The sequence below is a fragment of the Microbacterium sp. Leaf351 genome, assembly GCF_001423825.1.
Classification (GTDB): Bacteria; Actinomycetota; Actinomycetes; order Actinomycetales; family Microbacteriaceae; genus Microbacterium; species Microbacterium ginsengisoli.
This window is the reverse complement of record NZ_LMPK01000007.1, coordinates 63,881-74,386: the sequence shown is the minus strand read 5'-3', so window position 1 is coordinate 74,386 and position 10,506 is coordinate 63,881. Positions and strand designations below refer to the sequence as shown.

The window sequence follows — 10,506 nt, the reverse complement described above, 5'->3', positions numbered from 1 at the left end:
GCCGGAACGGTGCTCGCGCAGGCCGCCGACGGCTGGTCGGACAAGGCCGGCGGCACCTCGGGCGCGCTCTGGGGCGTCATCCTCACCGCGATCGCCGGGTCGCTCGGCGACACCGGACGTCCGGAGGCGGCCGCGGTCGCCGCGGGCGTCGCCGCCGGCGCGAAGGGCGTGACCGACTACGGCAAGGCCGAGATCGGCGACAAGACGCTCGTCGACGCGCTCCTGCCGCTGACCGAGACCCTCACGGCGCGCATCGCCGCCGGAGACGACTTCGTCGACGCCTGGCAGGTGGCCGCGGCATCCGCCGCCGCCGCCGCCGAGGCGACCGCCGACCTGCTGCCGCGCATGGGCCGTGCCCGCACGCACGGCATGAACAGCGTCGGCACCCCCGACCCGGGCGCGATCTCGCTCGCGCTCATCGCGACCTCCGTCGGCGCACTCCTGGCCGACCGCATCGAAAGGAAAGCCCATGCCTGAGCCGCTGCGCATCGTCGTCGGATCCGACGACGCCGGATTCGACTACAAGGAGATCCTCAAGCGCGATCTCGAGAACAACGACGGCGTCGCGTCGGTGGTCGATGTGGGCGTGGACGCAGACGGGCACACCGCGTACCCGAAGGTCGCCGTGCAGGCCGCGGAGCTCGTCGCCCGCGGCGAGGCCGACCGTGCGCTGCTCATCTGCGGCACCGGTCTCGGTGTGGCGATCGCGGCGAACAAGGTCGCCGGCATCCGTGCCGTGACCGCGCACGACTCGTTCTCGGTCGAGCGCGGGGTGCTCTCGAACAACGCGCAGGTGCTCACGATGGGCCAGCGCGTCGTCGGCATCGAGCTCGCCCGCCGTCTCGTCAAGGAGTGGCTCACGTACCGCTTCGACGAGACCAGCGCGTCGGCCGAGAAGGTCGCCGTCATCGGACAGTACGAGACCACCGGCTCCTGCTGATGAGCACGGTCACGGTGGGGGTGAGCCTGAAGGCCTACTTCGGCAGGCAGCAGGCGCGCGACTGGTTCGCCGACGTCGCGGCGCGCGTGGCGCGTCACGACGCCGTGCAGGCCGGCGCGGTCGACGTGTTCGTCATCCCCACCTACCTGCAGATCGCCGACGCGCGGGCTGCGCTCGCGGGCACTCCCGTCGCGATCGGCGCGCAGGATGTCTCCGCCTACGGCGTCGGCGCGTACACGGGGGAGATCAACGCGGCCGAGCTGGCCGACTCGGGCGTCTCGCTCGCCGAGATCGGCCACGCCGAACGCCGTCGGCTGTTCGGGGAGACCGACGACGTGGTGGCCGCGAAGGCCGCCGCCGCGCTCGCCCACGGCGTGACCCCGGTGCTGTGCATCGGGGAGACGATCGAGACGGATGCCGCCTCCGCCGCCCGCGCCACTGTCGCCCAGCTGCACACCGACCTCGCCGACGCCCCCGACGGACCGGTGATCGCCGCGTACGAGCCGGTGTGGGCGATCGGCGCCCCCGCGCCCGCCCCGGATGCGCACATCGTGACGGTGATCGCCGCGCTGCGCGAGGCGCTCGCGTCGCTCCCCGGCCGCGCCGGCTCGCGGGTGATCTACGGCGGGTCTGCCGGCCCCGGCCTCCTCGCCCGGCTCGGCGACGGCGTCGACGGACTCTTCCTCGGCCGTTTCGCACACGACCCGGCCGCGCTCGAGGCCGTGCTCGACGAGGCATCCGCTCTCGCGACCGCCCGACGGGGGGCGTGATGTTCGGCCTCAGCACCTATGCGTTCTTCTGGCAGCTCTCCGACCGGGTGAGCCGCCCGATGACCCTCGAGGAGGCGTTCGTCGCCACGACGGAGTCGGGCGTCGACCTGTTCCAGATCTGCGACTACGCGCCGCTGGACACCTGGGACGACGCGCGCGTGGCGGATGCCGCGGCATCCGCTCGCGACCTCGGACTCACCATCGAGCTCGGCACCAAGGGCGTCGACGCCGCGACGCTGCGACGCTACCTGCACCTCGCCGACCTGTTCGGCGCGACGCTCGTGCGCAGCATGCTCTACTCGCCGACGACACGGCCCGACTCGACCGCCCAGGCCATCGCGTGGCTCGGGGAGACCCTTCCCGAGTACGAGTCCGCCGGAGTCACGCTCGCGCTCGAGACGTACGAGCAGGTCGCGACCCGCGACCTCGTCGCCGTCGTCGAGGGCGCCGAGAGCCCCGTGATCGGCGTCTGCCTCGACCCGGCGAACGTCGTCGCCCGCCTCGAGACCCCCGGCGACTGCATCGCGGTCGCCGCCCCGCACGTCGTGAACGTGCACGTGAAGGACTTCGCGTTCGCGCGCCAGGACGGCTGGGTGGGCTTCACCTACTCGGGCGCGCGCATGGGCGAGGGCCTGCACAACTACCCCGACCTGCTGCGCGCGGTACGTCCGCGGGAGCGCGGCATCAACGAGATCGTCGAACACTGGCTGCCCTGGCAGGGCGACGAGGAGTCGACGACCCGCACCGAGCGGGACTGGACCCGCACCACACTCGACTATCTGAGGAGCACACTATGAGCACCACTGCGACCGACACGTACAAGATCGCGGTCATCGGGGCCGGCGGGAAGATGGGCATGCGTGTGTCCAACAACCTCGTGAAGACCGACCACACCGTCTGGTACGTCGAGAACTCGCCCGCCGGTCAGCAGCGCACCCTCGACGCGGGCCGCACCCTCACCGACGCGGCCGAGGCCGTGGCCGATGCCGACATCGTCGTGTACGCCGTGCCCGACCTTGCCCTGCAGTCGGTGACCGCGCAGCTCGTGCCGCTGATGAAGGAGGGCTCGATCGCCCTCACCCTCGACCCGGCCGCCGCCTACGCGGGCCTGCTGACCGACCGCGCCGAGGTCATCCGCGCGGTCGCCCACCCCTGCCACCCGTCGATCTTCCTGCAGCGTCAGACCCCCGAGGAGTGGGCCGACACGTTCGGCGGCATCGCCGCCCCGCAGGACGCCATCGCCGCGATCGAGTCGGACGACCCGGCCAAGAAGGCGATCCTCGACGCGACCGTGCGCGCCATCTACGCGCCCGTCATCGACGTGCACTACGTGACGATCAAGCAGCTCGCCCAGCTCGAGCCGACCCTCGTCGAGACGATCGCCTGCATGATCGGGGCGCTGCTGAACGAGTCGCTGCACGAGGCCGTGCACACCATGGGCGTGCCCGAGGCGGCGGCCCGCAGCATCCTGTACGGCCACACCCAGGTGGCCCTCGCCAACGGCCTGCGCGGCGACAACCCGTTCAGCGACGCGTGCCTGATCGCGATGGACTACGGCCGCGAGTCGATCATCAAGGACGACTGGAAGAAGATCTTCCAGGACGACGAGCTCGACAAGAACCTGTCGCGCATGCTGCACCTCGACCACATCGAGCGCTGACCCCGCACGTCGCATCCCCCGGCCGCCTCGGCGTCGGGGGATGCGACGTCTCCCGGCGCGGGAGAGAGTGGATGCCGCGGCCTCCGCGGCCGCGTCAGACGTCGCCCTCGAGCAGCTCGCGAAGGCGCGCGAGGTCGGCGGCCACCGCCGTCGCGTCGGCCTCGAACGCCTCGTCGCTCACGCCCGGGTGCTGGAACAGGGTGAAGACGATCTCGGCGCCGTCGGCGTTGCGCAGCACCCGCAGCGAGTTCTGCACGATCGTGCCATCGGGGAAGACGACGTCGTGATCGAGGATGCCGAGCTCGACAGGGGCGGTGAAGACCACCTCGACCTCGCCCATGGGCGAGTCGGTGCGCCACCGGCCGCCGTGCTGACACACCCCGCTGCTGAGGCCCGCCGCCCACCGCGGCAGATTCTCGTAGGTGCCCGCGAACTCGGCGACGATCGCCGGGTCGCGATCGATGGTCTGGGAGATGTGACGCACCGGGAAGGTCATTCCTCGATCATGCCCGCACAGCCTGTGCACGAGCCGCCCTTGCGCGGCGCCGGGGAGAGCCGGTAGGTCGTTCGCCGCGGCGGCGATATCGTCGGCGCATGAGCGACCACGACGCATCCCGTGACGAACGCGCCCGCGCCCTCAAGGAGCGCATCTACGTCACCTTCGCGGCGCTCGCCGTCGTCGTCACGCTCGCGAGCCACGGCGAACACGACGCACTGAACGCGCTCGTGACGCTGCTCGTCACCGTGCTCGGAACGATCTTCGCCGTGTTCACCGCCGACGTCATCTCCCACCTCGTCGTGCACGAGCGGCTGATGAGCGCGCGCGAGCTGCGCAGCGCCGCGGCCACCAGCTTCGGTGCGCTCGGTGCGGTGGCGCTTCCGGCGGTGCTTCTGCTCGTGGCCGCGCTCGGGGCATGGCCCACGTTCACCGCGCTGGTCGCGGCCGCCGCCGCTCTGCTGCTCGCCCTGGTCGTGATCGGGTACCTCGCGATCCGCAGGCTGCGCCTCGCCTGGTGGCAGCGGCTCGTCGCCCTGGGCGCGGAGGCCCTGCTCGGTGTGCTGACCGCCGGACTGCAGCTGCTCGCGCACGGGTGAGGGCGTCAGTCGACGACACCCGCGATCAGCACCTCAATGAGGTAAGCCCGGAGCGCCGGGATGTCGCGCACGAGAGTGCGCCAGACGCGGCGTGGATCGAGATCGTCGTACTGATGCGCGGCAAAGTTGCGCATGTCGATGATCTGCCGCCATGGCTGCCCGTCGAACCGCTCGCGAATAGCAGGTGGGATGCGTCCGATGGCCTCGCCGATGCGGATGAGACCCATCTCTGCTGCCCATTGCGCACGCAGGTCTGCGACGAAGGCGTCTTGCCCGCCCGCCACGATCTCAGCGAGCACGTCACACACCGCCACCACCCGTCGTGCGGCATCATGCGCCTTCTGCGCATCGCGCGCGGTCACAGCGCGACTGCCTCGCGCAGAATGCGCTCGCGGATATCGCCGTGCAACGCATCCGCCCCAACGACGTCGACCTCCACCTGCAGGAGGTCGGTGAGGGCGATGCGCAAACCGACCTCGTCGAGCAGCGTGGCCTCGTCGGTGAAGTCGACGAGCAGATCGACATCGGATGCCCCGTGGGCGCTGCCGCGGGCGACGGAACCGAAGAGCCGCGGGGTCGNCGTCGCGGCGAGTGCTGTGCGAATGCGTTCGACGACGGCGCCACTGGGCGAACGACGACCGTTCTCGTAGGCCGAGAGGTTGGGTTGCGAGACCTGGGAGGCCAGAGCGAGCTGCGACTGACTCATGCCCGCCGCTTCCCGTTGCGCCCTGATGTCCACGGCGCCAGGGTACCCGAGAGTTATCGCGGGCGATATAGGTGTAGAAGGTGGAGGGGCTGACGGGAATCGAACCCGCGCTGTCTGCTTGGGAAGCAGAAGTTCTGCCATTGAACTACAGCCCCGAGGCGGCGTGACCGCCGGGATGACGCCTGACGGCGCCTCGCCAGCATAGCAACCGCGCCCGGCGGCTACGCTGATCGCGTGCTGCTCTCCGATCGCGACATCCGGTCTGAACTCGACTCCGCCCGCATCGGCCTGGAGCCCTCGGATGCCTCGATGGTGCAGCCGTCGAGCGTCGACGTGCGCCTCGACCGCTACTTCCGGCTGTTCGACAACCACAAGTACCCGTTCATCGATCCGGCGGTCGATCAGCCCGAGCTGACCCGTCTCATCGAGGTCGCCCCCGACGAGCCGTTCATCCTGCACCCGGGCGAGTTCGCGCTCGGGTCGACGTTCGAGCGCGTCACCCTGCCCGACGACATCGCGGCCCGCCTCGAGGGCAAGTCGTCGCTCGGACGCCTCGGCCTGCTCACCCATTCGACCGCCGGCTTCATCGACCCCGGCTTCACCGGGCACGTGACCCTCGAGCTCTCGAACGTCGCGACGCTGCCCATCAAGCTGTGGCCGGGCATGAAGATCGGCCAGCTGTGCTTCTTCCGCCTGTCGTCGCCGGCCGAGAACCCCTACGGCTCCGGCCCGTACGGCAACCGCTACCAGGGCCAGCGCGGCCCGACCGCGTCGCGGTCGTTCCAGAACTTCCACCGCACCGACGTCAGCATCACCGACGCCGGGTCGCCCGGGCGGTGACGGATGCCGCGCCTCGGGGCCGCGGCATCCGTCACGCTCCGACGTCGAGCAGTTCTCGCAGCGTCGCGCGCTCGGGGTACTCGGAGCGGTAGGAGCCGCGGTCCTGCAGCAGCGGGATGACCCGCTCGACGAACTCGTCGAGACCGTGCGGAGACGTGGTGCCGACGACCACGAAGCCGTCGGTGGCGCGTTGCTGCACGGCGTGGTCGATGGCGTCGGCGACGGTCTCTGGCGTGCCGACGAACGACTGCCGCCCGAGGAAGCGCACCGCCAGGTCACGGGCGCTGAGGTTCTCGGCCTCGGCGAGGGCGCGCCACTCGCGCGCGGTCGCCACCGGGTCGGCGACGAACCGCACCCGGCCGGCGAACACCGTCGACTCGGGGTCGGGATCGAACGCCGGCAGCGGACCGTCGGGGTCGAGGCCTGACAGATCGGTTCCCCACACCTGCTCGAGGAACGCGATCGCGGTCGGCGGCGTGATCTGTGCGCGCGAGACGACCCGGGCGCGCTCGGCGGCCTCCTCGGCGGTGTCGCCGAGGATCACGGTCGCCGCCGGCAGGATCTTGAGGTCGTCCTCGGCGCGGCCGAGCGGGCCGAGCCGCCGCTTCACGTCGTCGTAGAACGCCCGGGCCTCGTCGAACCCGGTGTGCCGCGAGAAGATCACGTCGGCGTTCTCGGCCGCGAACTGGCGACCCTCGTCGGAGTCGCCCGCCTGCACGATCAGCGGGCGGCCCTGCCGGCTGCCCGGCAGCGTCGGCAGCGCCTGCACATCGAACTGCGAGCCGTGGAACGCCACCGGCTGCGGGGCATCCGCGCCCTGTGGCCATGCCCGCCACAGCTGCGAGGCGAGGTCGATGAACTCCGCCGCGCGCACGTAGCGGTCGGCGTGGTCGAGAAACGCGCCGCGACGGAAGTTCGCGCCGTGGAACGCGTCGTTGGTGGTCACGACGTTCCAGCCGGCGCGGCCGTCGGACACGAGATCGAGCGTCGCGAGCTGGCGTGCCAGCTCATACGGCTCGTTGAACGTGGCGCTCAGCGTGCCGACGAGGCCGATGTGCTCGGTGACGGCGGCGAGGGCGGCGAGCACCGCGAGCGTCGCGGGCCGACCGGCCACGTCGTACTCGTGGATGACGCCCTTCTGCTCCCGCAGGCGCAGCCCCTCGGCGAGGAAAAGGTAGTCGAAGCGGCCGCGCTCGGCGGTGCGCGCGAAATGCTCGAACGCCGAGAACTCGATCTGGCTGCGATGCAGCGGGTCGGACCAGACGGTCGTCGCGTTGACGCCCGGGAAGTGCGCCGCGAGATGGATCTGGCGGCGGGGTTCGGCGGTCATGCGAGCACCTTCTCGAAGCGGTTGGCGGGGCGGGCGAGACCGAGGGCCGCCCGAGCCGTGGCAGGCGCGCCGACGGTGTCGGGCAGCACGTCGGACAGGATCGCGTCGAGGTCGGCGGGCAGCCGCGCCGGCACCAGCCGCACGCCGTCGGCGCCGGCCGCGGAGAGCTCGGCGAGCCGCTCCCGCACGCCGTCGGCCGTGCCGACGAACGCCGGCGCGAGGCCGAGACGGTCGGCCGCGCGGCGTGCGAGCTGCGGGTCCGCCTCGATCAGCACCTCGAGGTCGACCCACACGCGCAGCGCCTCGTCACGATCGGATGCCGCAGCCTCGGCGCGCACCCCGGCCACCTCGTCGAGCAGCGCGGCGTCGACGAACGCCAGGTCGGCGTGGTGGGCGGCGATCCGGCGGGTGTGCGCGTCGACGACATCGACCGCGACGAGCGGCTGGCCCTGCGGCGACCGCGGCACGATCGACGGGCCCTTCACCGAGAAGCGGCTCGTCTCGACGTCGACGTAGTGCAGGCGGTCACGGTCGAGGAAGCGGCCGGAGGCGGCATCCCGGATGATCGCGTCGTCCTGCCAGCTGTCCCACAGGGCGCGGGCGGTCTCGACGACGTCGCCCGCCTCGTCCCACAGGTCGTCGGCGCGCACGGCGGCGTCGGTCGGCAGGGTGCGACGCCCGAACTGCGCGGCGTGCGCGTCGAGCGGGGAGACGGCGACCACCCAGCCGGCGCGGCCGCGTGAGGCGAAGTCGAGCGTCTGCAGTGCGGTCGCCACATGGAACGGCTCGGTGTGGGTCGTCGTCACCGTCGGAAGCAGGGCGATGCGCGAGGTCAGCGGGGCGAGGTACGACGCGAGCAGCAGCGCGTCGGGCCGCACGGCGTCGGGCGCCTCGGGGTCGGGGCCGAGTGCGTCGTCGATCGTCACCAGCGTCGCGCCACCCCGGTCGAGGCGCTGCACGGCGTCGCGCCACCACGTGACGCGGGCGGCCGGCTGATCGTGACGGGGCGTCGCGGCGGCGCCGGACAGGCGCACGCCGAGCGGCAGGTGCTGACTCATGGTGCCACCCTCGGGTGCCGCGGCCCCGCCGCCAATACGACGCGTCACCGTGGGAAACACGGACCGGCGTGTGACCTCGCGTGACGGTGAGCGACAGCGGATGACGGGTGGGTCCGCGGGGCACGGGCACGCCGTCGCAGGATCGCACCTCGGCGGCAGCCCCATGTCGCCACGACGGAGGCGATGCCATGACTCGCTACATCCTCGGACGGCTGGCGCAAGCCGTCCTCGTGCTGTGGGCCGCGTACACGGTGGCGTTCCTGCTGCTGTTCGCCCTGCCCTCCGACCCGGTGAAGATCCTCGCCGGCGCGGACGCGACCGATGTGACCGAGGCGCAGCTCGACCAGTTGCGCCACCAGTTCGGTCTCGACAAGCCCCTCTGGCAGCAGTACCTCGACAAGCTCGGCGCGCTGCTGCACGGCGACCTCGGCACGTCGATCACCTCGGGGCGTCCGGTCGCCCAGGTCGTCGGCGAGGCCATCCCCCCGACCCTGCAGATCGCCGCGCTCGCGCTCGTGATCGCGGTGATCGTGGGCACTGCCGTCGCCGTCGGGGCGACCTGGTTCCGCATCGCGTGGCTGCGCTCGCTCCTGCTCGCCATGCCGCCGCTCGGTGTCGCGGTGCCGTCGTTCTGGCTCGGCCTGCTCCTCATCCAGTGGTTCTCGTTCCAGATCCCGATCTTCCCCGCCGTCGGCGACCGCACGCTCGCGGCGGCGGCGCTGCCGGCGATCGTGCTGGCGGTGCCGGCCGGCGCGAACATCTCCCAGCTGCTCGCCAAGAGCCTCAGCGCGACCCTCGGAGAGCCGTTCATCGGCACGGCCCGCGCCAAGGGCGCGAGCCGCTCGCGGGTGCACCTGCGGCACGCCCTGCGCAACGCGTCACTGCCGGCGTTCACGATCACCGGTCTCATCGTCGGGCAGCTCCTCGCGGGCACCGTCGTCACCGAGACCGTGTTCGGACGCCCCGGGATCGGCCGCGTGACCGCGGCGGCGGTCGAGCAGCAGGACCTCCCGGTCGTGCTCGGCGTCGTACTGTTCGCGGCGGCGGCGTTCGTCATCGCGAACCTTTTCGTCGATCTGCTCTACCCCGTGCTCGACCCGCGCATCTCGGTCGTCGTGCGACGGGCCGCTGCCAGGGCGCGGGCGTCGTCGGAGCCGCCCGCGCCCTCCTCCGGTGCGTCCGCGCCGGTCGACGCGCCCCCCGTCCTCGCCGGAGGTGCCCGATGAGCGAGGTCACCGCCCTCGTCACGTCCTCGCCCGCGGCCGTCGGCGACGGGTTCGCCGACACCGCCGCCGACCGCTTCGACGACGCCGTGCGCGAGCGCGCCGGCGGAGCGACGGATGCCCCCTCCCGCACCCGCAGCCTGCTGGTCGCCGTGCGTGAGCAGCCGCTGCTCGTGGTCAGCGTCGTCTGGCTCGTCCTGGTGATCGTGTCGGCTCTCGTGCCCGCGCTTCTCGCACCGGGTGACCCGCTGCTCGCCGCTCCCGCCGACAAGCTGCAGGGTCCGAGCCTCGCGCACCTGTTCGGCACCGACCAGATCGGCCGCGACCTGTTCACCCGCGTCGTGCACGGCACCGGGCTCACCATCTCGGCGGCGTCCGCGGCCGTGCTCGTCGGCCTCGTCATCGGTGCGCTGCTCGGCCTCGTCGCCGGCTTCCTCGGCGGCTGGGTCGACAGCGTGATCATGCGCATCGCCGACGTGCTGCTCGCGATCCCGAGCCTGCTGCTCTCTCTCGCGATCATCGCCGCGCTCGGGTTCGGCACCATCAACGTCGCCATCGCCGTCGGTGTCGCCTCGATCGCGGCCGTCTCGCGCATCATGCGCGCCGAGGTGATCCGGGTGCGGTCGGCTCCGTTCATCGAGGCGGCCGGGGCATCCGGCAACACCCGGCTGCGCGTGCTGCTGCGCCACGTGCTGCCGAACTCGGTCGGCCCGGTGCTCGTGCTCGCGGTGCTCGAGTTCGGCGGCGCGATCCTCGCCGTCTCGGCGCTCGGCTTCCTCGGTTACGGGGCGCAGCCACCGACCCCCGAATGGGGCTCGCTCGTCTCCGACGGCCGCGACTTCCTACGCACCTCCTGGTGGCTGACGACGCTCCCCGGCCTCGTG

General features: G+C 72.0%; 14 protein-coding genes, 1 tRNA gene and 1 pseudogene. 9 read left to right on the top strand and 7 right to left on the bottom strand.

Going from position 1 to position 10,506, the window contains the following annotated elements; genetic code table 11:
• The 5 genes from ASG00_RS16630 to ASG00_RS02875 all read left to right on the top strand — a co-directional run.
• Positions 1–477, top strand: a 477-nt coding sequence (locus ASG00_RS16630) for a DAK2 domain-containing protein (RefSeq protein ID WP_235559095.1), incomplete at its 5' end; no start/stop codon positions are given.
• On the top strand, positions 470–940 hold the full coding sequence (locus ASG00_RS02890) for a ribose-5-phosphate isomerase (protein ID WP_045245840.1): 471 nt from the start codon (positions 470–472) through the stop codon (positions 938–940). The genes ASG00_RS16630 and ASG00_RS02890, both read left to right, overlap by 8 nt.
• Positions 940–1,710, top strand: a complete 771-nt coding sequence (locus ASG00_RS02885) for a triose-phosphate isomerase family protein (protein WP_056206701.1) — start codon at positions 940–942, stop codon at positions 1,708–1,710. Before ASG00_RS02890 ends, ASG00_RS02885 begins: the two co-directional genes overlap by 1 nt.
• On the top strand, positions 1,710–2,507 hold the full coding sequence (locus ASG00_RS02880; protein WP_171006112.1) for a sugar phosphate isomerase/epimerase family protein: 798 nt from the start codon (positions 1,710–1,712) through the stop codon (positions 2,505–2,507). The genes ASG00_RS02885 and ASG00_RS02880 overlap by 1 nt, the downstream gene beginning before the upstream one ends.
• Positions 2,504–3,370 carry a phosphogluconate dehydrogenase C-terminal domain-containing protein gene (locus ASG00_RS02875; RefSeq protein WP_045245845.1) on the top strand — a complete coding sequence of 289 codons (867 nt, stop codon included), beginning with the start codon at positions 2,504–2,506 and terminating at the stop codon, positions 3,368–3,370. The genes ASG00_RS02880 and ASG00_RS02875 overlap by 4 nt, the downstream gene beginning before the upstream one ends.
• Before the next feature lie 94 nt (positions 3,371–3,464).
• Here ASG00_RS02875 and ASG00_RS02870 read toward each other — a convergent pair whose 3' ends face one another.
• Positions 3,465–3,866, bottom strand: coding sequence for a polyketide cyclase (locus ASG00_RS02870; protein ID WP_056206695.1), 402 nt, complete (start codon positions 3,864–3,866; stop codon positions 3,465–3,467).
• A 98-nt stretch (positions 3,867–3,964) separates the two neighbouring features.
• Here ASG00_RS02870 and ASG00_RS02865 point away from each other — a divergent pair, with 98 nt between their 5' ends.
• Positions 3,965–4,465, top strand: coding sequence for a hypothetical protein (locus tag ASG00_RS02865; RefSeq protein ID WP_045245849.1), 501 nt, complete (start codon positions 3,965–3,967; stop codon positions 4,463–4,465).
• A gap of 5 nt (positions 4,466–4,470) precedes the next feature.
• Here ASG00_RS02865 and ASG00_RS02860 read toward each other — a convergent pair whose 3' ends face one another.
• The 4 genes and pseudogenes from ASG00_RS02860 to ASG00_RS02850 form a co-directional block, all read right to left on the bottom strand.
• Positions 4,471–4,827, bottom strand: a complete 357-nt coding sequence (locus ASG00_RS02860) for a HepT-like ribonuclease domain-containing protein (protein WP_056206693.1) — start codon at positions 4,825–4,827, stop codon at positions 4,471–4,473.
• Positions 4,824–5,044, bottom strand: a pseudogene (locus ASG00_RS16625) (nucleotidyltransferase family protein); the annotation flags it as partial. The pseudogene ASG00_RS16625 and the gene ASG00_RS02860, both read right to left, overlap by 4 nt.
• A 1-nt stretch (position 5,045) precedes the next feature.
• A partial coding sequence (locus tag ASG00_RS18835; RefSeq protein WP_442922589.1) for a helix-turn-helix domain-containing protein occupies positions 5,046–5,204 on the bottom strand: 159 nt, incomplete at its 3' end.
• Positions 5,205–5,252: 48 nt separating this feature from the next.
• Positions 5,253–5,326, bottom strand: a tRNA-Gly gene (locus tag ASG00_RS02850).
• Positions 5,327–5,405: 79 nt separating this feature from the next.
• Between ASG00_RS02850 and dcd the strand changes: the two genes are divergently transcribed.
• The gene (dcd, locus tag ASG00_RS02845) at positions 5,406–6,011 is read left to right on the top strand and encodes a dCTP deaminase (RefSeq protein WP_056206690.1); all 606 of its coding nucleotides are present in this window, start codon (positions 5,406–5,408) and stop codon (positions 6,009–6,011) included.
• Between the two features lie 31 nt (positions 6,012–6,042).
• Here the strand turns inward: dcd and ASG00_RS02840 are convergent, their stop codons facing one another.
• Together ASG00_RS02840 and ASG00_RS02835 are read right to left on the bottom strand one after the other, a co-directional pair.
• On the bottom strand, positions 6,043–7,341 hold the full coding sequence (locus ASG00_RS02840) for an NtaA/DmoA family FMN-dependent monooxygenase (protein ID WP_056206686.1): 1,299 nt from the start codon (positions 7,339–7,341) through the stop codon (positions 6,043–6,045).
• Complete coding sequence (locus tag ASG00_RS02835) at positions 7,338–8,399, bottom strand: LLM class flavin-dependent oxidoreductase (RefSeq protein ID WP_056206684.1); 1,062 nt, start codon at positions 8,397–8,399, stop codon at positions 7,338–7,340. Before ASG00_RS02835 ends, ASG00_RS02840 begins: the two co-directional genes overlap by 4 nt.
• 188 nt (positions 8,400–8,587) lie before the next feature.
• Between ASG00_RS02835 and ASG00_RS02830 the strand changes: the two genes are divergently transcribed.
• Complete coding sequence (locus ASG00_RS02830) at positions 8,588–9,625, top strand: ABC transporter permease (protein WP_056206682.1); 1,038 nt, start codon at positions 8,588–8,590, stop codon at positions 9,623–9,625.
• The coding region (locus ASG00_RS14285) for an ABC transporter permease (RefSeq protein WP_156456186.1) at positions 9,622–10,506 on the top strand (885 nt) is incomplete at its 3' end. The genes ASG00_RS02830 and ASG00_RS14285, both read left to right, overlap by 4 nt.

Bases quoted from the DNA above. Each gene is read 5' to 3' on its own strand.
- ASG00_RS02890 (WP_045245840.1), top strand. From the start codon at position 470: ATGCCTGAGCCGCTGCGCATCGTCGTCGGATCCGACGACGCCGGATTC.
- ASG00_RS02885 (WP_056206701.1), top strand. From the start codon at position 940: ATGAGCACGGTCACGGTGGGGGTGAGCCTGAAGGCCTACTTCGGCAGG.
- ASG00_RS02880 (WP_171006112.1), top strand. From the start codon at position 1,710: ATGTTCGGCCTCAGCACCTATGCGTTCTTCTGGCAGCTCTCCGACCGG.
- ASG00_RS02875 (WP_045245845.1), top strand. From the start codon at position 2,504: ATGAGCACCACTGCGACCGACACGTACAAGATCGCGGTCATCGGGGCC.
- ASG00_RS02870 (WP_056206695.1), bottom strand. From the start codon at position 3,866: ATGACCTTCCCGGTGCGTCACATCTCCCAGACCATCGATCGCGACCCG.
- ASG00_RS02865 (WP_045245849.1), top strand. From the start codon at position 3,965: ATGAGCGACCACGACGCATCCCGTGACGAACGCGCCCGCGCCCTCAAG.
- ASG00_RS02840 (WP_056206686.1), bottom strand. From the start codon at position 7,341: ATGACCGCCGAACCCCGCCGCCAGATCCATCTCGCGGCGCACTTCCCG.
- ASG00_RS02835 (WP_056206684.1), bottom strand. From the start codon at position 8,399: ATGAGTCAGCACCTGCCGCTCGGCGTGCGCCTGTCCGGCGCCGCCGCG.
- ASG00_RS02830 (WP_056206682.1), top strand. From the start codon at position 8,588: ATGACTCGCTACATCCTCGGACGGCTGGCGCAAGCCGTCCTCGTGCTG.